We start from the raw sequence: 20,856 nt of genomic DNA on the forward strand, positions 1-20,856 counted from the left end.
ATTTTCTGACTCCTGGCTGGCGGCACCCGCTCCAGCGCCGCCGGCGAATCTGGGGGACCGAATTCGGGGGACCTGAATACGGTCTGCGCTCCCTGGACCGTGACTGACTCCCCAAAACTCGGCTGCCCGGGCAGCCTGCCCGGAGCCCGGCAGGTCGCGGGAGCGGCCGGCTTCCGCCTCCTGGTCATGGTGGCATCTATTGTATGGATGTCCTACTATCGGGAAGCCGAGGGTTCTAGGTATCTCCGTCCGCCACATCGTCCCCGGGAGCCGCTTCGATGTCCTCCGACGCGATGTCCTCCGACGGCCGGCACGAGCCGGCTGCCGCGCTGCACACACCAGTTCATCCGGTCCGGATCGTGACGGCGACCTCCCTCTTCGACGGGCATGACGCGGCGATCAACATTATGCGTCGCCTGTTGCAGGCGCAGGGCGCCGAGGTGATCCATCTCGGGCATGACCGCAGCGTCGAGGAGGTCGTCACCGCCGCGATCCAGGAGGACTCCCAAGGGATCGCCCTGTCGTCCTATCAGGGCGGGCATGTCGAGTACTTCAGCTATCTCATCGAGCGCCTCCGCGCGCGCGGAGCAGGCAACGTCCGGGTCTATGGCGGCGGCGGCGGGGTGATCGTGCCGGCGGAGATCGACCTGCTGCACGCGCGCGGGGTCGCGCGCATCTTCTCCCCGCAGGACGGGCAGCGGCTCGGTCTCGCGAAGATGATCAATATGATCATCGAGGCCTGTGACGTCGATCTGACGGAGGACGGGCCGAAGCTCGATGCGGTGGCGGCTGGTGAGGACGGCGCGCTCGCCCGGGCGATCACCGTGCTCGAGGTGGGCCGGGACCCGCGACTCGCGGCGGCGCTGCAGGACGAGGCCGCCCGCCGGCCGCGGGTTCCGGTTCTCGGTATCACCGGCACGGGTGGTTCGGGAAAGTCCTCACTCACCGACGAGCTGATCCGGCGCTTCCGCCTCGACCAGGGCGACAGCCTGCGGATCGCGGTGCTCGCCATCGACCCCAGCCGTCGGCGGGGCGGCGGTGCACTGCTCGGTGACCGCATCCGGATGAACTCCCTGGGTGATGGCACAGCAGGGAACGTGTTCTTCCGGTCGCTGGCGACGCGCGCGGGGGGCAGTGAGGTTCCGGCTCCCTTGGCGGATGTGATCACGGCCTGCCGGGTGGCCGGTTACGATTTGGTGATCGTCGAGACGCCGGGCATCGGGCAGGGTGACGCGGCGATCGTTCCGTTCTGCGATGTTTCGCTGTACGTGATGACACCCGAGTACGGTGCGGCCTCACAACTCGAGAAGATCGATATGCTGGACTTCGCCGACGTGGTGGCGGTGAACAAGTTCGAGCGGCGCGGCGCCGAGGATGCCCGGCGTGACGTCGCCCGGCAACTGGTGCGCAACCGGCAGGCGTTTGACCAGTCCTGGGAGGACATGCCCGTCTTCGGCACCTCGGCCGCCCGGTTCCACGACGATGGGGTGACCGCTCTGTATCAGCACCTCGTCGGGCTGCTACGCAAACACGATCTGTCTACCGTGTCCGGCTCGTTGCATCCGGTGCACGGGCGGACCTCCACCGAGCTGACCACGGTCATTCCGTCCGCCCGGGTACGCTACCTGGCCGAGATCGCCGAGACGGTGCGGGGCTATCACGCCGAGACCGAGCGCCAGGCACTGCTGGCCCGCCGTCGTGAGCATCTGACGACGGCCCTTGCGGCACTGGCCAGCGCTGGCGCTGGCGCGGCGCCGGCGGAGCCCACCACCCTCGCCATGCTGCGCGACGAGGCCGAAGCCGCCCTGGCTCTCTGGACGAGGGAGCTCCTGGCGCAATGGCCGGCGATCGTCGAGGAACGTCAGGGCGAGAAGATGACCTATCTCGTCCGGGGAACCGAGATCCACACCCCGCTGGTGCGCACCACGCTCAGCGGGACTTCGGTCCGGCGGGTGGCGGTACCCGCCATCGACGACGACGCTCGCCTGATCCGCTTCCTGCGGCGTGAGAACCTGCCGGGCTACTTCCCCTTCACCGCCGGCGTCTTTCCGTTCAAACGGGCCGGGGAGGCCCCGGCGCGAATGTTCGCCGGTGAAGGTGACCCCTTCCGGACCAACCGCCGGTTCCACTTCCTCTCCGCCGGCTTGCCCGCGACCCGCCTGTCCACCGCCTTCGACTCGGTGACCCTCTACGGCCGCGATCCCGCGTCCCAGCCCGACAGCTATGGCAAGATCGGCACGTCGGGCGTGTCGATAGCGACGTTGGACGACATGAAGGTCCTGTTCGCCGGGTTCGATCTGTGTGATCCGTCGACCAGCGTCTCGATGACCATCAACGGCCCGGCGCCGACGATCCTGGCGATGTTCCTGAACGCCGCGATCGACCAGCGCCTAGACGCCTTCCGCGCCGAGCACGGCCGGGAGCCGAGCGCGGACGAGGCCGCCGAGGTCCGGGCCCGCACGCTGGCCACGGTCCGTGGCACCGTGCAGGCGGACATCCTCAAGGAGGACCAGGGGCAGAACACCTGCATCTTCTCCACCGAGTTCGCGTTGCGGGCGATGGCGGACGTGCAGGAGTGGTTCATCGAACACGCGGTCCGGAACTTCTACTCGGTATCGATCTCCGGTTATCATATCGCCGAGGCCGGCGCTAATCCTATCAGTCAGCTCGCGTTCACCCTGGCCAACGGCTTCACCTACGTCGAGGCCTATCTGGCCAGAGGGCTGCGCATTGACGATTTCGCCCCGAACCTGTCGTTCTTCTTCTCCAACGGGATGGATGCGGAGTACACCGTCATCGGGCGGGTGGCTCGCCGGATCTGGGCGGTGGCCATGCGGGAGCGCTACGGTGCCGCCCCCCGGTCGCAGATGCTGAAGTATCATGTACAGACGTCGGGCCGGTCGCTGCACGCGCAGGAGATGACCTACAACGATATCCGGACCACGTTGCAGGCGCTGTGCGCGATCTACGACAATTGCAACAGCCTGCACACCAATGCCTACGACGAGGCTGTGACGACTCCTACGGAGAGCTCCGTCCGCCGCGCGTTGGCCATCCAGATGGTCATAGATCAGGAATGGGGACTCGCCGCCAACGAGAATCCCCTGCAGGGATCGTTCATCGTCGATGAACTGACCGACCTGGTCGAGGAGGCGGTGCTCGCCGAGTTCGAGCGGATCAGCGACCGCGGCGGTGTACTCGGCGCGATGGAAACCGGCTATCAGCGGGGACGCATCCAGGACGAGTCGATGCTGTACGAGCGGCGCAAGCACGACGGCACCCTGCCGATCATCGGGGTGAACACGTTCCTGCGGCCCGAGCCGGCCGGCACCGATCCCGACTCCGAGGGAGGCCCGATGGAGCTGGCGCGGGCCACGGAGGAGGAGAAGCAATCTCAGCTCACTCGGCTGGAGGAGTTCCACCGCCGGCACGGCGCCGAGGCGGGCGCCGCCTTGGAACATCTGCGGGAGGTCGCCAGGAGCGGGGGGAACACGTTCGCGGCGCTGATGGAGGCGGTCCGCGTCTGCTCCCTCGGGCAGATCTCCCAGGCATTCTTCGACGTGGGTGGGCAGTATCGCCGTAACGTCTGATTATGTCCCGGGTGGCGCCCGCCGTTACATCGATCGGCGTTACGCTGGTCGATGCGCCGGGCGCCGCGGCAATCTCCGGGTACGCATGAATCTTTGCCAGCGCGTCCGTCCTGGGGTGCAATGGACGCTGCCCGCCGCGACGGTCCCCGGCTGCCAGGCCGGGCGGGAACCGTCCCATGAAGTGCAGGAGCGTCGACAAGTCGTGGCCACCCCGAAACCGTTGCCAACCGACCCCATAGCGGAGGCCCATCGGCACTGGACTGCCCACGGCTGGGGGGCGGCCGCGGACGGCATGGCAGCGGTCACCTCCCTGATGCGGGCGCAGCAGATCGTCCTCGCCCGGGTTGACGAGGTCCTGCGCCCCCTCGACCTGACCTTCGCGCGCTATGAGCTGCTGATGCTGTTGATGTTCAGTCGGGCCGGAGCGCTGCCCCTCAACAAGATCGGAAGTCGGCTGCAGGTCCATCCGACCAGCGTCACCAGCGCGGTCGACCGGTTGGAGGCGAGGGGGCAGGTGCGGCGTACCCCGCATCCCACGGACCGGCGGGCGATTCTCGCTAAGATCACCGAGGAGGGCCGGGCCACTGCCATGACCGCGACCGAGAAGCTCAACGACACCGTCTTCGCCGATCCCGGGCTGGGTGACGGCGGGGTGCGCACGCTCATCGACCTGCTGACCGATCTGCGCCGGGCCGCCGGCGACTTCTGATCCGACGGCCGCCTGATCCGACGGTCGCCCCGGAGATCGGTGTGATCCGCTCTCCCGTCGCCGTCGGCCCGTCCGCGACTACCCTCTAAAGCTGTGACCTACCTCGACCACGGGGCGACGACGCCGATGCGACCGGAAGCGCTCGCCGCGTACACCGCGGTGCTTGCCGATACCGGCAATGCCTCGTCTCTGCATGCCAGTGGCCGCCGTGCCCGCCGCATCGTCGAGGAGTCCCGCGAGACGCTCGCCGGAGTGCTGGGCGCCCGCCCGTCCGACGTGGTGTTCACCGGAGGCGGTACCGAAAGTGACAACCTCGCCCTGAAGGGTCTGTACTGGTCACGCCGCCGGGCCGAACCGGGCCGGCGGCGGGTACTGGTCAGCGCCGTCGAGCACCGGGCCGTCCTGGACACCGCCGACTGGCTCGGCCGGGCGCAGGATGCCGAGGTCGAGCTGCTCGCGGTCGATGCCGCGGGAACCGTGCATCCGGACACCCTCGCCGCCGCCCTCGACCGGGATCCGGACTCGGTGGCCGTCGTGTCGGTGATGTGGGCGAACAGCGAGGTCGGCACCGTTCAGCCGATTGCCGAGCTCGCGACGATCGCGCACCGTCACGGCGTGCCCTTCCACACCGATGCCGTGCAGGCGTTCGGCCAGATCCCGATCGCCGTCACCGACGAGGGCCCCGACGCCATCACGGTCAGCGCGCACAAGATCGGGGGGCCGATCGGTGTCGGTGCCCTGGTGGTGCGCCGGGGATTGGCGATGGAGCCGCTGACCCACGGCGGCGGTCAGGAGCGCGACATCCGGTCCGGAACGCTGAACACGGCCGGGGTGGCGGCGTTCGCGGCGGCCGCGGCGAAGGCGTGCGCCGAGGCGCCGCAGGAGAGCGTCCGGCTGGCGGCCCTGCGTGACGACCTGGTGCGCCGGGTCCGGGCGGAGGTCCCGGAGGCGGTGCTCAACGGCGCCCCGCTGCTCGGGGACGGCGGCAGTGGGGACGGCGGCGGTCCAGGGCCGCACCGGCTGCCGGGAAACGCCCATCTGACCTTCCCCGGCTGCGAGGGAGACTCGCTGCTGATGCTGCTCGATGCCCGGGGGATCGAGTGTTCCACCGGCTCGGCCTGCTCCGCCGGAGTGGCGAGGCCGTCGCACGTGTTGCTCGCGATGGGAGCGGATGAGGCACACGCCCGCGGATCGCTGCGGTTCTCTCTCGGGCACACCTCACGGGCCTGCGACGTCGACGCGCTGGTCGCGGCGATCGGGCCGGTCGTCGAGCGGGCGAGCCGCGCGGGGGCGCTGGCCGGCACGAGCGGCAGCCTGAGCGGCACCTGAGATGCGATGCCCATGATGCCTCGCTCCCGTCCACGTGGTTCCCTGAGGTTCGGCGGAGATTCGGGGAGGTGATGGTCTGATGCGGGTGCTCGCCGCGATGTCCGGCGGGGTCGACTCCGCCGTCGCCGCAGCCCGGGCGGTCGACGCCGGTCACGACGTCACCGGGGTGCATCTGGCGTTGTCGCGCTCGCCGGAGTCGGACCGGACCGGAGCCCGCGGCTGCTGCACTCTCGAGGATGCCCGGGACGCCCGGCGGGCCGCCGACATCCTCGGCATCCCGTTCTACGTCTGGGATCTCGCGGACCGGTTCGAGACCGACGTCATCGAGGAGTTCGTCGAGTCCTACGCGGCCGGTCGCACGCCCAACCCCTGCGTGCGCTGCAACGAGCGCATCAAGTTCGCGGCCGTACTCGACAAGGCCCTCGCGCTCGGCTTCGACGCCGTCGTCACCGGGCACCACGCCCGGCTCGATCCGGACGGCACCCTGCGCCGCTCGGTGGATCCGGACAAGGACCAGTCCTACGTCCTGGGAACGCTGCGTCCCGAGCAGCTCGCCGCCGCGCGGTTCCCGCTCGGGGATTCCACCAAGGCCCAGGTGCGGGTAGAAGCGGCCGAGCGTCGCCTCGCCGTTGCGGACAAGCCGGACAGCCACGACATCTGTTTCATCTCGCATGGGGACACCGGTGGCTGGTTGCGCGAGCGGCTCGGCCCGCGGCCGGGTCCGGTCATCGATGCGACGACCGGGCAGACGCTCGGGCACCATGACGGCGCCTACGCCTTCACCGTGGGTCAGCGTCGCGGGCTGAAGCTCGGGCGGCCGGCCTCAGACGGCCGGCCGCGCTATGTGCTGGACATCTCCCCGGTGACGTCGACGGTCACCGTCGGACCGGCCGAGGCGCTCGACGTGCGCCGGCTCGTGGCGGACCGGGCGGTCTGGCCGCACGAGGGGGCCGTATCATGTCTGGCCCAGGTGCGGGCGCACGGCGGGGTGGTACCGGCGGTGGCGCAGGCGCGCGGCGAGGAGCTCGTCGTGACGCTGACGACGCCGGTCCGCGGCACGGCCGCCGGCCAGGCGGTGGTGCTGTACGACGGTGACCGGGTGCTTGGCGGAGGGCACATCCGCACTACCGGTGGTTAGCCGGGCGCCTGGTCGGCGGGCCGTCGACGAAGCGGGCCCGGAGCGGGCCCGGAGCGGGCCCGGAGCGGACGTGGCCGGGGATCTCCCGCGGACTCCCGGAGGATGTCAAGACATGAGTACTGACGCTGCACGGATGTGGCCGGCCGGCGCGGCCACCGGGGTGGGCTCGCTGCCGGGAACGGATGCGGCCCAGGCCGTCAAGCTGGTCTTCGACGAGCTGCCGGACCTGCCGTATCTGCCCGAACTGCCGGCCAGGGGACCCGGGGGTGCGATGGTCGGGCGGGCGGCGGCGATCCTCGTCGACATGCCGGTGGACCTTCAGCCGGCCGGCTGGCGGCTGGTTCCCCGACCCGGCCTGGACCTGCGCCGGTCACGGGAGCTGCTCGAACGCGACCTGGATGCGCTGACGGAGGTCGCCGCCGGCTACGCGGGACCCTTCAAGATTGCCGCGACCGGCCCGTGGACGCTGGCGGCCGAGCTGGAGCTTCCCCGCGGGCACAAGGCGTTGTCAGATACCGGCGCGACCCGTGACATCGCCGACGCACTGGCCGCGGGGCTCGTCGAACAGGTCGAACAGATCGCCCAGCGCGTCCCGGGGGCGCGGATCCTGGTCCAGCTCGACGAGCCATCGCTGCCGGCGGTGCTCGCGGGCCGGATCCGCACTCCGAGCGGGTTCTCGGTGCTGCCCGCGGTCGAGGAGGGCTTGGTCGTGGAGCGGCTGCGGATCCTGCTCGGTGGCCTGCGGGCGCTGCCGGCGACCGGCGGAGTCGGGGTGCACTGCTGCGCTCCCGCGGTGCCGCTGGCGGCGTTGCGCGCGGCGGGCGTGGACTTCGTCGGTCTCGACGTCACCGCGCTCACCCAGGCCGAGGACGACGCCGTCGGCGAGATCGTGGAGGCCGGAGTGCGGTTGATGGCGGGTCTCGTCCCCACCAGGCCGATTTCACCGGCCGCGCCGATTTCACCGACTGGACCGGCCGCACCGGCTGGTGCAGCCGGACGGGCTGTGCCGGCCGCACCGAAGTTGTCGGCCGCACCGAAGTTGTCGGCCGCACCGAAGTTGTCGGATGCCCGCCGTACGGTCGAACCCGTCATCGCACTGTGGAGCCGGTTGGGATTCCGGCCCGAGCAGCTCGGGGAGGTGGTCGCCGTGACGTCGACCTGTGGCCTGGCGGGCCTGGGAACGGACGATGCCAGGACGGTGATGCGCCACTGCCGGAAGGCGGGGCGGGTTCTGGTCGACGCGCCGTCGTGAGCGCGACAACCGGCACGGCCGGTACAGCCGACGAATCCGGCGTGGCTTCGGCGGCGGCTTCGGCGGACGAGCGGGCCCGCGCCGCCAGCCTCGCCCGCGAGCTCGACGAGCACGCGTACCGCTACTACGTGCTCGACTCCCCGACGATCTCCGATGCCGAGTACGACCGGTTGATGGCGGAGCTCGCCGCGCTGGAGGAGCGGCATCCCGACCTGCGCACGCCGGACTCGCCGACGCAGAAGGTGGTCGGTTCCTACTCGACCCTGTTCACCCCGGTCGAGCATCTCGAACGGATGCTGTCCCTGGACAACGTCTTCGACGACGACGAGTTCCACCAGTGGGCGGCGCGCGTGGCCCGGGAAAGCGAGGTCGACGCCTGGCTCTGCGAGCTGAAGATCGACGGGCTTGCCGTGGACCTCGTCTACGAGGACGGTTACCTGGTGCGTGCCGCGACGCGCGGCGATGGCCGGACGGGGGAGGACATCACCCCCAACATCCGCACCCTGGCGAGCGTGCCGGTGCGGCTGCGCGGGCCGCGGGTGCCCGAGCTGCTGGAGGTGCGGGGCGAGGTCTTCTTCCCGACCGCGCAGTTCGCCGAGCTCAACGCCGGGCTGGTGGCCGCGGGGGGCAAACCGTTCGCGAACCCGCGTAACGCCGCGGCCGGATCCCTGCGGCAGAAGGATCCCCGAGTCACCGCCACCCGGCCGCTGGAGATGATTGTCCATGGCCTGGGCGCGCAGCGCGGCTTCGAGGCCACGTCCCAGTCGGCGGCCTATGCCCGCTTCGCGGAGCTCGGGCTGCCCGTCGCCACCCACTTCGAGGTCCTGGCGGCGGTGCCCGGCGTGCTGGACTACGTGCACCGGTGGGGCGATGCGCGCCACGGCGTGGTGCACGAGATCGACGGAGTGGTCGTCAAGGTCGACTCGTTCGCCCTGCAACGCCGGTTGGGCTCCACCTCGAAGTCCCCCCGCTGGGCGGTGGCCTACAAGTATCCACCGGAGGAGGTCACGACGAAGCTGCGCGATATCCGGGTGAACGTGGGCCGCACCGGCCGGGTGACCCCCTTCGGGGAGCTGGAGCCGGTCCTGGTCGCCGGGTCCACGGTGGGCCTCGCGACCCTGCACAACATCGACGAGGTCGGCCGCAAGGGGGTGCTCATCGGGGACACGGTCGTCCTGCGCAAGGCCGGGGACGTCATCCCGGAGATCGTCGGCCCGGTCGTCGACCTGCGGGACGGTTCCGAGCGGGCCTTCGTGATGCCCACGCGCTGCCCGGAGTGCGGCACCGAGCTGGTGCGGCCCGAGGGCGAGGTCGACATCCGTTGCCCGAACACCGTCTCCTGTCCCGCGCAGCTGCGGGAGTCGATCTTCCATTTCGCCTCCCGGGGGGCGATGGACATCGACGGGCTCGGGTATGAGACGGCGACCGCCCTGCTCGAGGCGGGCCGGGTGCGTGACATCGGCGACATCTTCCACCTGACGCCCGAGTCCTTCGAGGGGCTGCGCGGGTTCGCGCAGAAGAAGATCGACCAGATTCTGCGGGGGGTCGAGGCCGCGCGGCACCGGCCGCTCTGGCGGCTGCTGGTCGGCCTGTCAATCCGCCACGTCGGGCCCACGGCGGCGCGGGCGCTCGCCCGGGAACTGCGGTCGCTGGAAGCGATCGCCGCCACGCCGGCCGAGGACCTCGCCGCGGTCGAAGGGGTCGGTCCGAAGATCGCCGGCGCGGTGGTCGACTGGTTCGCCGATGAGCGGCACCGCGACATCCTCGCCAGGATCGCCGCCGGCGGGGCACGGCTCGCCGACGTCGGCGCGGAGGAGGGCCCACGTCCCCTCGACGGCGTCACCGTCGTCATCACCGGCACGCTCACCGACTGGAGCCGCGACTCGGCCAAGGAGGCGGTCGAGGCGCGCGGCGGCAAGGTCACCGGCTCGGTGAGCAGGAAGACCACCGCCGTCGTCGTCGGCACGGATCCAGGGGCCTCGAAGTACGACAAGGCGCGCAGTCTCAGGATCCCCATGCTGGACGAGGCCGGATTCGCCGTTCTGCTGGCGCAGGGGGTCGACGCGGCCAGCAAGCTCGCCGTTCCCGTGGACGGTCCCGAGAAGGCCGAGACCCCGGTGGAATAACGTGGGGAAGGCTCCCCCACTCAGAAACGGTCCGTCCTGGTCAGGCTCGCGGCGATGCCCGCCAGATGGGCCAGTCGGTCGATCTCGGAGGAGCGGAACCGGGGGCCGCCGGGCCGCCCGACCAGGATCACCAGCCGTTCGCCGCCGACCGGGGCCGCGGCGAGTTCCATGCTGACCGCCCGCCAGCGAGGCGGGAAGGCGCCATCCTCGGCCCCGATCCGCCGCGCCCGTTCCAGCGGCAGCCAGGGCAGGGGTAACCGGACCCGTTCAGGGACACCGAGATCGTCCCCACCGAGGGCCGGAGCGCCCACCGAGGTCTCCCGGACCCGGACGTCATCCGGCCCGACGTGCTCCAGCAGCATCGCCCAGTCGGCGTGGAAGATGCCGGGCGCGAGGTCCGTCAGGGTCGTCGCGGCGTCGTGCGGCCGATCGGTCAGGGCGTCCACCAGGTCGAGGTCGTTGCCGACACCGCCCCCGTCGGCGAGAAACGGCCGAAGCGACTCGACGATTACGCCCGGAACCGACTGGGCGGCGGTGAGGACGCGATCGGCGAGGCCGCCGGGTGGCAGGAGCACGAGCAGATCGTCCACGGCTCCGTCGGCGGTGCGCTCGACGACGGTGATGCTGACGATGTCGATGCTCGCCCTGCCCAGGGCCGTGGCCACCGCGCCGAGCGTTCCCGGGCGGTCCGGCAGCATGAGGCGAAGCAGGTACGACATGTAGCTGAGCATGCGCAAAGGGCATGTCGGCGGGATGGCCGACCGGTCACGTGAAGATAACGTCCCCGCCCGGCCGGAGGCTCCCCCAGGAACCTCGCCGAAGGCGAGGTGACGGAAACCCCGAAGGGCGGCCTAGGCCAGGGGAGCGGCGGGGGGCGGCGTCCGCGGGGGTCCCGCCGCGGCCCGTACGATGACATCACGTCGACGCGGCGATGCGTCCGGTCCCGATCGTCCGCCCGGGGCGCCCCAGGGGTGCATCCGGCCTCTCCCGGTTCCGGTTCCCGCATCCGTCGCGGCGCCCAGGACCAGTCACGGGCCCCGTGCCCACCGCCTACGAAGGGGCCACACGCCATGGCGATCACTCGGGACGAGGTGGCTCACCTCGCCCGCTTGGCGCGGGTGTCGGTGACCGGCGACGAGCTCGACGCGCTGGCACCGCAGCTCGAGGCGATCCTGTCCGCGGTCGCCCGAGTCTCCGAGATCGCCGCCGCGGACATCCCGCCGACCAGCCACGCCGTGCCGTTGACCAACGTCTTCCGGCCGGACACCATCTGCCCGTCGCTGCCCGTCACCGAGGCCCTGGCCGGTGCCCCCGCCACCGAGGACGGGCGGTTCCGGGTGCCCCGCATCCTCGATCCGGACGAATGAGGTCGCCGCCCGCATGACGGAGAACATGACGGAGAACCCGACACCTCCCGGCACGACCGACGTCGTGCGCCTGTCCGCCGCCGCGACGGCGGCCGCGATCGCCGCCGGCAGGCTGAGCGCCGTCGAGGCGACCCGGGCGGCGTTGGACCGCATCGCCAAGGTCGACGAGACCGTCCACGCCTTCCTGCACGTGGACGCCGACGGCGCGCTCGCCGCGGCCCGGTCGGTCGACGACCGGCGCGCGGCCGGGGAGCGCCTCGGGCCGCTCGCCGGGGTGCCGTTGGCGCTCAAGGACGTCTTCACCACCCGAGGGATGCCCACCACCTGCGGCAGCCGCATCCTTGAGGGCTGGCACCCCCCGTACGACGCCACGGTGGTGAGCCGGCTGCGGGCCGCGGACGTCGTCCTGCTGGGTAAGGCCAACATGGACGAGTTCGCCATGGGCTCGTCAACCGAGAACTCGGCGTTCGGGCCGACCCGCAACCCCTGGGATGTCACCCGCATCCCCGGCGGCAGCAGCGGCGGCAGCGCCGCGGCCGTCGCCGCCTTCGAGGCGCCGCTCGCCCTCGGCACCGACACGGGCGGTTCCATCCGTCAGCCGGCCGCCGTCTGCGGTCTGGTCGGGGTCAAGCCCACCTACGGCGGGGTCAGCCGCTACGGGCTGGTCGCCTTCTCCAGCTCGCTGGACCAGGCCGGCCCGCTGGCCCGCACGGTGACCGACGCGGCGTTGCTGCACGCCGCGATCGCCGGTCACGATCCTCTGGACTCCACGAGCGTCGACGCGCCGGTTCCCGCGGTTGTGGCGGCGGCACGGCAGCGCGACATCCGCGGTATGCGGGTCGGCGTGGTCCGCGAGTTCGCCGGCGACGGGTACGACCCGGGGGCCGAGGCCGCCTTCGCTGCCGCGGTCGAGGCGCTGACGGGCCTGGGCGCCCAGGTCATCGAGGTGAGCTGCCCGCACTTCAGCTACGCGCTGCCCGCCTATTACCTGATCGCGCCCAGCGAGTGCTCGTCGAACCTGGCTCGCTTCGACGCGATGCGCTTCGGGCTGCGGATCGGCGACGACGGCCGGGCCGGGGCCGAGGAGGTCATGAGCCGCACCCGCGAGGCCGGTTTCGGCCCGGAGGTGAAGCGGCGGATCATCCTGGGCACCTACGCCCTGTCCTCGGGGTACTACGACGCCTACTATGGCCAGGCGCAGAAGGTCCGTACGCTGATCAGCCGCGACTTCACCGCCGCGTTCGAGCAGGTCGACGTCCTGGTCTCGCCCACCACCCCGACGCCGGCCTTCCCACTGGGCGCGAAGGTCGATGATCCGGTGGCCATGTACCTGTCGGACCTGTGCACGATCCCGTCCAACCTCGCGGGCGGCCCGGCGATGAGCCTGCCGTCCGGGCTCGTGGACGGGCTGCCGGTGGGTATCCAGATCATGGCGCCGCCGTTCGCCGACGACCGGCTCTACCGGGTCGGCGGGGCGCTGGAGGAGGCGTTGGACGCCGAACGCGGCCATCCGCTGCTCGACGAGGTCCCTGCGCTGTGAGCGGGCGCCCGGCGGTCTCGCGGGTCATCCGTGTTCCGGGGGTGGCGGCCGCGGTGACGGGCCGCCGGCCGCGAGGGAAGGGCGGGAAACGGCGATGGTGAGCCTGCGCAGCGGCCGGCAGGACCGGTTCCTGGTGGGCGTGGTGTGGCTGCTCACCGTGCTGGTGCTGGGCCTCGGTATCGCCACGCTCAACCCGGTCCTGCTCCTCTGGGGAGTGCTCGGCCTACCGGCCGCGGTGTTCCTCACCTACGTGCACGTCCGCGACACCCGCCCACCCAGCGACCCCTGAGGAGTTCATCCGGTGAGCACAGTGGCTCCCGCCGGCGCGCTGCCGTCCTACTCCGACGTTCTGGCCCGCTACGAGCCGGTGATCGGCTTGGAGACGCACGTCGAACTCGGCACCGCTTCCAAAATGTTCTGCGGCTGCGCGACGGCCTTCGGTGCCGAGCCCAACACCCAGGTCTGCCCGGTGTGCCTCGGGCTGCCGGGTTCCCTGCCGGTGGTGAACGAGGCGGCGGTGCGTTTCGCGGTCATGATCGGACTCGCGTTGCACTGTGAGACCGCGTCGTGGTGCCGGTTCGCGCGCAAGAACTACTTCTATCCCGACATGCCGAAGAACTTCCAGATCAGCCAGTACGACGAGCCGCTGTGCACGAACGGCTGGCTCGACGTGGAGGTCGAGGGCGAGGTGCACCGGGTGGGCATCACCCGGGTGCACATGGAGGAGGACACCGGCAAGTCGCTGCACGTCGGCGGCGCCACCGGCCGCATCCACGGCGCCACCCACTCGCTGGTCGACTACAACCGGGCCGGCATCCCGCTCGTGGAGATCGTGACCGAACCGGACGTGCGTTCCCCCGAGGTGGCCCGGGCCTACGTGGACGAGTTGCGGGAACTGATCCGGGCGCTCGGCGTCTCCGACGTCCGGATGGAGCAGGGATCGTTGCGCTGCGACGCCAACGTCTCGCTGCGCCCGCGGCCGGCGCCCGGCGGCCCGGACGCTCCCTTCGGTACCCGCACCGAGACGAAGAACCTCAATTCGCTGCGGTCGGTGGAACGCGCGGTGCGCTACGAGATCACCCGGCAGGCCGCGTTGCTCGACGACGGCCAGCGCATCATCCAGGAGACCCGCCACTTCGACGAGGCGTCGGGCCGCACCTCGTCGGGCCGGTCCAAGGAGGAGGCCACCGACTACCGGTACTTCCCGGAGCCGGACCTCACCCCGTTGGCCCTGCCCGCGGAATACGTCGAGCGGCTGCGGGCTGGCCTGCCGGAGCTGCCCGCGGCGCGCCGGGCCCGGCTGATCGCCGAGCACGGCTACACCGCGCGGGATCTGCAGGACCTGCGCAATGCCGCGGTCCTCGACCTGGTCGAGGAGACCGTCGCCGCCGGCGCGGCCCCGGCGACCGCCCGCAAGTGGTGGCTCAACGAGCTGGCCAGGCGTGCCTCGGACGCCGGTCTCCAGCCGCGCGATCTTAAGATCACCCCGGCCGACGTCGCCCGGATCACCGCGCTGGTGGCCGCGGGTGAGCTCACCGACGCGCTGGCCCGCAAGGTCATCGACGGGGTGCTCGCCGGCGAGGGCGCGCCCGACGAGGTGATCGCCGGCCGTGGGCTGGCGATCGTCGCGGACGACGGCGCGCTCACCGCGGCCGTCGACGCGGCGCTCCTCGGCGCCCCCGACATCGCCGAGAAGGTCCGCGGCGGCAAGGTGAACGCCGTCGGCCCGCTGGTGGGCGCGGTGATGAAGGCGATGAAGGGCCAGGCGGACGCGGCGACCGTGCGGCGACTGCTGCTGGAGCGCCTCGGCATCTCCTGACACCGCTTCCCGGCCCTCGCCTTCCCCTGCCCTCGCCTTCCCGGCCCTCGCCCGGCCGATCCCCGATTTGTCGTATTCCAGATGGTTCGCAGGGTTTAGCGCCGTTCGTTCGAGAAACGCCCGACCAGTCGCCGCTGCCCCCGTGCCGTGGGTTGCCCGTCCGTGATCCGAGCTCGGGAGGACCACGTTCTCCCGCCGTGTCGGACCCGCGTGTCGGGTTGCCGACGTCGTACGGCGCGTCGGATGCGAAGGGCCGGAGGCCTCCATAGGGTGGGTCTCCCATCGGGGTGTCACGATCGAGGGGAGAGCGTGCCGCCGTGCCCCTTACACCTTCCGGGTTCACTGCGTCAACCTCCCGCGGCCGGGGCCGGGGCCGCCGGACGGCGATCATCGTCGCGGTCGTCGTCGTCCTGCTGGCCGTCGCCGGCGGCGTCGGCTACGTCCTGAACAACCGCGCCGCCGACCGCGCCGCCGACCGGAAGGTCCAGGCTGCGGCCGACTCCTACCTGGCGGGCTGGCGGGCGCTGACGACTTCCGGTGGGACGGCGACCCCCGGCTCCGCGGCTGTCACCGCCGTCTCCACGCCCGGGAGCATCGACGTCGCGCGCCTGGTGGGCACGATGGCCGAGGTGCGTGACCGCCTGCTCGTCACAGCGGCTACGTTCACCCCGGGCGCGATCAGCCGCGGCGGCGAGACGGCGACCGTGCCGTACCTGGCCAGGCTCACGCTCTCCGGTCTGCCGACGCCGCTGGAGTACACCGGGGCGCTGCATCTCGTCTCGACCGGCGGCGGGTGGCGGGTGAAGGCTGATCCGGTCTCGGTGCATCCGGCCCTGCGCCCAGGGTTGCACCTGGACCGGACCGCCTCCACGGGTAAGCGGGGGGACCTGCTCGACGTGGCGGGCCAGCCGCTACGGGACTCCTCCGACCTGGCGGGCAACCTCGTCGGTCGAACGGCGCCGCTGTCCGGGTTGCAGCGGGTGTACGACGGCCGGCTGCGGGCGCAGGGCGGCGCGGTCGTCGTGCGGGACGCGAAGAACGCGACCGTGCAGACGCTGCACACCTATCCGATGACCGACGGCGAGGCGATCCGCACCACGATCGACTTGCGGGTCCAGCAGGCCGCCGAGGCGGCCCTGGCCACCGCGGCCCGCCCGACCGGGGCGATGGTCGCGATCGACACCCGCACCGGCGCCATCCTGGCCCTGGCCAACCATCCGCCCAGCGGGTCGAGCCGGGCTGTCCGGGGCAAGTACCCACCGGGTTCCATCTTCAAGATCGTGACGGCCACCGCCGCGCTGATGAACGGCAAGGCGCCGGACACGTCCCTGGACTGCACCCAGACGGTCAGCGTCGGCGGGCGGACCTTCCAGAACGCCGAGGCCGAGCAGTTCGGCCCCATCCCGCTGCGGACCGCGTTCGCCAGGAGCTGCAACACCGCGTTCATCCGGCTGGAGGAGTCACTCCCGGACGGCGCGCTGGAGAAGGCCGCCCAGCTCTACGGCTTCGACGGCCGCCCACCGCTGGATATCGCCAGCGTCGGGGGGATCTTCCCGACCCCGCGCGACGCGGTCGAGTCGGCGTCGGCGTCGATCGGCCAGGCCCGCATCGAGGTCTCCCCGCTGCAGATGGCGAGCGTCACCGCGGCGGTCGCGAGCGGTACCTGGCACCAGCCGTTCGTCGTCGGCCAGTCGGCGCGCAGCAACCCCATCCCGCCCGTGGTGCTGCCCCCGCTGCGGGACTTCATGCGGGCGGTCGTCACCGAGGGCACCGCCGCGAAGGTCCCGATGCCCGGCGAGGCCTTCGGGAAGACCGGCACCGCCGAGTACAAGGACGGCAACCCGCCGCCGACCCATGCGTGGTTCGTCGGCTACCGGGGCGACGTGGCCTTCGCGGTGGTCGTCGAGGACGGCGGCTTCGGCGCGGAGACGGCCGCGCCGGTCGCGGCCAGGTTCCTCACCGCGTTGGACGGTGGCGAGATCGGTGCGCCCGGCTCCGGCGGGCAATGACCTGGCTGGCCCCGTGCCCGGCTGGCCCCGTGCCCGGCGATGCTTGACGTGGGGCGGGAACTCCGGCAGGGTAGAGCTGTGCTTCTCGGGATTCTCGTACGCTCAGAGCGCGCATAGTCGACTACGTCGACCTGTGCGCCGCCCCTCAGTGCCTCTCGGCACGAGGGGCTTTTTCGTGCAGTGAGTACTGCCTCGTGCCAAGCCTGCGTGGTCGTGCTCAGCTGGCAGAGCCGTGCCCGGCGGGCCCGGTCCCGCCGGTCCCGCAATGCCAGCCGAGATCGCCACGCGTCACGCACATCCCCGGCCTGTCAAGGAAGACGACCAGATGACACGAAAGATCACCGGAGCCCAGTCGCTCGTCCACTCCCTTGAAGCGGTCGGAGCCGATGTGGTCTTCGGCATCCCCGGCGGTGCGATCCTGCCCGCCTATGATCCACTGTTCGACTCCACCCGGGTGCGGCATGTCCTCGTCCGGCACGAGCAGGGCGCGGGTCATGCGGCCGAGGGGTACGCGCAGGCCACCGGGCGGGTCGGGGTGTGCATGGCGACGTCGGGGCCGGGGGCGACCAACCTGGTGACCCCGATCGCCGACGCCTACATGGACTCGGTGCCGATCGTGGCCGTCACCGGGCAGGTCCCCAGCGCCTCGATCGGGACCGACGCCTTCCAGGAGGCGGACATCTGCGGCATCACTCTGCCGATCACCAAGCACAACTTTCTGGTCCAGTCCGCCGACGACATCCCGCGGATCATTGCGGAGGCGTTTCACCTGGCGGCGACGGGCCGGCCCGGACCGGTGCTCGTCGACCTGCCCAAGGACATCCTGCAGTCGGTCACCTCCGTGCTGCCGCACGATGTCTGGCCGCCGGCCCTCGACCTGCCCGGTTATCGTCCGGTCACTCGCCCGCACGGCAAGCAGGTGCGTGAGGCGGCGAAGATGATCAGCGCTGCCCGGCGCCCGGTGCTCTATGTTGGCGGGGGAGTGCTCAGAGCCCGCGCTGCCGCGGAGCTGCGGACGCTGGCGGAGCTCACCGGCATCCCGGTGGTCACCACTCTCACGGCCCGCGGCGCCTTCCCCGACTCCCATCCCCAGCACCTGGGCATGCCCGGTATGCACGGGTCGGTCGCCGCGGTGACCGCGCTGCAGAAGGCGGACCTGCTGATCACTCTCGGGGCCCGCTTCGACGACCGGGTGACCGGCAGGCTGTCCTCCTTTGCGCCCGGTGCCGCGGTCATTCACGCCGACATCGACCCGGCCGAGATCGGCAAGAACCGGACCGCGGACGTGCCGATCGTCGGTGACTGCCGTGACGTGATCAACGAGCTCGTCGCCGCGCTCGTCCTGGAGGAGCGGCCGGACCTCGCCGCCTGGTGGCGGGCGCTGGACGGCTGGCGCCGGACCTACCCGCTGGGCTACGACCAGCCGGCCGACGGCTCGCTGGCCCCGCAGTACGTCATCGAGCGGCTCGGGAAGATCGCGGGACCGGAGACCATCTTCGCCGCCGGCGTCGGGCAGCACCAGATGTGGGCCGCGCAGTTCATCTCCTACGAGAACCCCTACACCTGGCTGAACTCCGGCGGCGCCGGCACGATGGGCTACGCCGTGCCGGCCGCGATGGGCGCCAAGGTCGGCCGCCCCGACGCCACGGTGTGGGCCGTCGACGGTGACGGCTGCTTCCAGATGACCAACCAGGAGCTTGCGACCTGCGCGCTGGAGGGGATCCCCATCAAGGTTGCCGTCATCAACAACGGGTCGCTCGGCATGGTCCGCCAGTGGCAGACCCTGTTCTACGACAAGCGGTACTCCAACACGGAGCTCGGGACGCACCCGGACTCCCCGCGGACCGGCGGCGCAGGGGCGTCTGGGCGGGGCGCAGCCGCGTCCAGGAGGGTGCGGGTGCCCGACTTCGTCCGGCTGGCCGAGGCGTTGGGCTGCGTCGGGCTGCGTTGCGAGACGGCGGCGGATGTCGACGCGACGATCGAGAAGGCGATGGCGATCGACGACGCCCCGGTCGTGGTGGACTTCGTCGTGCATCCCGACGCCATGGTGTGGCCGATGGTCGCCGCCGGCGCCAGCAACGACGACATCCGCATCGCGCGCGACACGGCGCCGGACTTCGACTACTCCGGCGACGCCGAGGTGAACCTCTGATGACCCGCCACACCCTGTCCGTGCTGGTGGAGAACAAGCCCGGGGTGCTGGCCCGGGTCTCGGGCCTGTTCTCCCGGCGCGGGTTCAACATCGAGTCACTCGCGGTCGGGCCGACCGAGCAGCCCGACATCTCCCGGATGACGATCGTCGTCGTCGTGGAGGACCTGCCGCTGGAACAGGTGACCAAGCAACTTAACAAGCTGATCAATGTTTTGAAGATCGTCGAGATGGATACCTCCGCCTCGGTGCAACGTGAGCTGATGCTCGTGAAGGTGCGCGCCGACCTGTCGGTGCGGTCCCAGGTCCTCGAGACGGTCGCTCTGTTCCGTGCCAAGGTGGTCGACGTCGCCCAGGACGCCGTCACCATCGAGGCGACGGGAACCCGCGAGAAGCTGGACGCCCTCATCCGCATGCTGGAGCCGTTCGGAATCCGGGAACTGGTCCAGTCCGGCCTGGTGGCACTCGGCCGCGGATCGCGTTCGATCACCGATCGCAGCCTGCGAGCGGTCGACCGCCCGGCCTGACCGGGACCGTCGCGCGTCTTTTTCCTATCTACTCAACGAGGAGATTCCCTACGATGGTCGAGATCTACTACGACGACGACGCCTCGCTGGACATCTTGGCCGACCGTAAGGTCGCCGTCATCGGCTACGGCAGCCAGGGCCACGCGCACGCGCTGAACCTGCGCGACAGTGGCGTCGACGTGCGGGTCGGCCTGCCGGCGGACAGCCGCAGCCGGGCCAGGGCCGAGGAGGAGGGCCTGCGGGTCCTCACCCCGGCGGAGGCGTCCGCCGAGGCCGACATCATCATGCTGCTTACCCCGGACACCACCCATCGCACGATCTACGCGGAGTCCATCGCCCCGCACCTCACCGCGGGCAAGGCGCTGGCGTTCGGGCACGGCTTCAACATCCGCTACGGGCTCATCGAGCCGCCGGCCGGCGTCGACGTGTTCATGGTCGCTCCAAAGGGGCCGGGTCACCTGGTACGGCGGGTCTTCGAGGAGGGCAAGGGCGTTCCCGTCCTCGTCGCGGTGGAGGCCGACGCGAGCGGCAACGCGCTGGCCGTCGCGCTGGCCTACGCCAAGGGCATCGGTGGCACTCGGGCCGGTGCGCTGAGGACCACCTTCACCGAGGAGACCGAGACCGACCTGTTCGGCGAGCAGGCCGTGCTCTGCGGCGGCGCCAGCGCGCTCGTGCAGGCCGGCTTCGAGACCCTCGTCGAGGCGGGCTACACCCCGGAGGTCGCGTACTTCGAGTGCCTGCACGAGCTCAAGCTCATCGTCGACCTGATGTACGAGGGCGGCATCTCCCAGATGCGGTACTCGATCTCGGACACCGCGGAGTACGGCGATGTCACGCGCGGCCCGCGCGTCATCACCCCCGCGGTGAAGGCCGAGATGCGCAAGATCCTTGACGAGATCCGCGACGGCACGTTCGCTCGTGAGTGGGTGGCCGAGGACGACAACGGTCGGCCGAACTTCACCAAGCTCGTGGCGGAGGGCAAGCAGCACCCGATCGAGCAGGTCGGTGCGAAGCTCCGGCCGATGATGTCCTGGATCGCCTGATGTCCTGGATCGCCTGATGTTCAGGATCGCCAGGTAGATCCCGCGGGTCGTCGGGCGGATCGTGCCCTCTCGGGGGCGGCCGTGGTGCGCTGCCGCCGTCCCCGGGTGCGTGCCGTCTCCGTCCCGGTGCCGGGCACGCCGTCGCCGTCGGTCGGCGGAAAGGGTTCGGAGTCCACGGCGGGCGTCGGTAGGCTGGGCCCGCCGCGTCGTGCGGTGCCCGCAGTATCCACGTTCATCATCGCCAGGCCGAAGGCCACG

At 71.1% G+C, this 20,856-nt stretch carries 15 protein-coding genes; 14 read left to right on the plus strand and 1 reads right to left on the minus strand.

All coding sequences use genetic code 11. The annotated features are described in order from the left end of the window. The first annotated feature begins 278 nt into the window (after window positions 1-278). The 6 genes from icmF to ligA all read left to right on the plus strand — a co-directional run bounded on the left by icmF (window position 279) and on the right by ligA (window position 10,144). Window positions 279-3,590 carry a fused isobutyryl-CoA mutase/GTPase IcmF gene (gene icmF, locus AC08OV_RS13585; protein WP_476614089.1) on the plus strand — a complete coding sequence of 1,104 codons (3,312 nt, stop codon included), beginning with the start codon at window positions 279-281 and terminating at the stop codon, window positions 3,588-3,590. Window positions 3,591-3,792: 202 nt separating this feature from the next. Beyond that, the gene (locus tag AC08OV_RS13590; protein WP_476614088.1) at window positions 3,793-4,299 is read left to right on the plus strand and encodes a MarR family winged helix-turn-helix transcriptional regulator; all 507 of its coding nucleotides are present in this window, start codon (window positions 3,793-3,795) and stop codon (window positions 4,297-4,299) included. Window positions 4,300-4,392: 93 nt separating this feature from the next. Further along, window positions 4,393-5,628, plus strand: coding sequence for a cysteine desulfurase family protein (locus tag AC08OV_RS13595; protein WP_476614087.1), 1,236 nt, complete (start codon window positions 4,393-4,395; stop codon window positions 5,626-5,628). 79 nt (window positions 5,629-5,707) lie between these two features. After that, window positions 5,708-6,766 carry a tRNA 2-thiouridine(34) synthase MnmA gene (gene mnmA / locus AC08OV_RS13600; protein WP_476614086.1) on the plus strand — a complete coding sequence of 353 codons (1,059 nt, stop codon included), beginning with the start codon at window positions 5,708-5,710 and terminating at the stop codon, window positions 6,764-6,766. Between the two features lie 112 nt (window positions 6,767-6,878). Then, window positions 6,879-8,018, plus strand: a complete 1,140-nt coding sequence (locus AC08OV_RS13605; protein ID WP_476614085.1) for a methionine synthase — start codon at window positions 6,879-6,881, stop codon at window positions 8,016-8,018. Continuing rightward, window positions 8,015-10,144 carry an NAD-dependent DNA ligase LigA gene (ligA, locus tag AC08OV_RS13610; protein WP_476614084.1) on the plus strand — a complete coding sequence of 710 codons (2,130 nt, stop codon included), beginning with the start codon at window positions 8,015-8,017 and terminating at the stop codon, window positions 10,142-10,144. The genes AC08OV_RS13605 and ligA overlap by 4 nt, the downstream gene beginning before the upstream one ends. Before the next feature lie 20 nt (window positions 10,145-10,164). On the opposite strand, the gene AC08OV_RS13615 is transcribed toward ligA, so the two are convergent. After that, window positions 10,165-10,875 carry an ACT domain-containing protein gene (locus AC08OV_RS13615; RefSeq protein WP_476614083.1) on the minus strand — a complete coding sequence of 237 codons (711 nt, stop codon included), beginning with the start codon at window positions 10,873-10,875 and terminating at the stop codon, window positions 10,165-10,167. Between the two features lie 339 nt (window positions 10,876-11,214). Here AC08OV_RS13615 and gatC point away from each other — a divergent pair, with 339 nt between their 5' ends. The 8 genes from gatC to ilvC all read left to right on the plus strand — a co-directional run bounded on the left by gatC (window position 11,215) and on the right by ilvC (window position 20,598). After that, window positions 11,215-11,511, plus strand: a complete 297-nt coding sequence (gene gatC, locus AC08OV_RS13620; RefSeq protein WP_476593122.1) for an Asp-tRNA(Asn)/Glu-tRNA(Gln) amidotransferase subunit GatC — start codon at window positions 11,215-11,217, stop codon at window positions 11,509-11,511. Between the two features lie 13 nt (window positions 11,512-11,524). After that, the gene (gatA, locus tag AC08OV_RS13625) at window positions 11,525-13,051 is read left to right on the plus strand and encodes an Asp-tRNA(Asn)/Glu-tRNA(Gln) amidotransferase subunit GatA (RefSeq protein WP_476605820.1); all 1,527 of its coding nucleotides are present in this window, start codon (window positions 11,525-11,527) and stop codon (window positions 13,049-13,051) included. Window positions 13,052-13,148: 97 nt separating this feature from the next. Beyond that, on the plus strand, window positions 13,149-13,340 hold the full coding sequence (locus AC08OV_RS13630; RefSeq protein WP_476603528.1) for a hypothetical protein: 192 nt from the start codon (window positions 13,149-13,151) through the stop codon (window positions 13,338-13,340). A gap of 12 nt (window positions 13,341-13,352) precedes the next feature. Next, the gene (gene gatB / locus AC08OV_RS13635) at window positions 13,353-14,870 is read left to right on the plus strand and encodes an Asp-tRNA(Asn)/Glu-tRNA(Gln) amidotransferase subunit GatB (RefSeq protein WP_476619746.1); all 1,518 of its coding nucleotides are present in this window, start codon (window positions 13,353-13,355) and stop codon (window positions 14,868-14,870) included. 317 nt (window positions 14,871-15,187) lie between these two features. Beyond that, entirely contained in the window at window positions 15,188-16,879 is a 1,692-nt protein-coding gene (locus AC08OV_RS13640; RefSeq protein ID WP_476614044.1) for a penicillin-binding transpeptidase domain-containing protein, read from the plus strand. A gap of 265 nt (window positions 16,880-17,144) precedes the next feature. Beyond that, window positions 17,145-19,031, plus strand: a complete 1,887-nt coding sequence (locus AC08OV_RS13645; protein WP_476614043.1) for an acetolactate synthase large subunit — start codon at window positions 17,145-17,147, stop codon at window positions 19,029-19,031. Continuing rightward, window positions 19,031-19,555 carry an acetolactate synthase small subunit gene (gene ilvN, locus AC08OV_RS13650; protein ID WP_476614042.1) on the plus strand — a complete coding sequence of 175 codons (525 nt, stop codon included), beginning with the start codon at window positions 19,031-19,033 and terminating at the stop codon, window positions 19,553-19,555. The genes AC08OV_RS13645 and ilvN overlap by 1 nt, the downstream gene beginning before the upstream one ends. A 53-nt stretch (window positions 19,556-19,608) precedes the next feature. Next, window positions 19,609-20,598 carry a ketol-acid reductoisomerase gene (gene ilvC / locus AC08OV_RS13655; RefSeq protein WP_476614041.1) on the plus strand — a complete coding sequence of 330 codons (990 nt, stop codon included), beginning with the start codon at window positions 19,609-19,611 and terminating at the stop codon, window positions 20,596-20,598. Window positions 20,599-20,856 lie beyond the last annotated feature (258 nt).

This window comes from Frankia sp. CeTa3Moorea, from assembly GCF_978021225.1.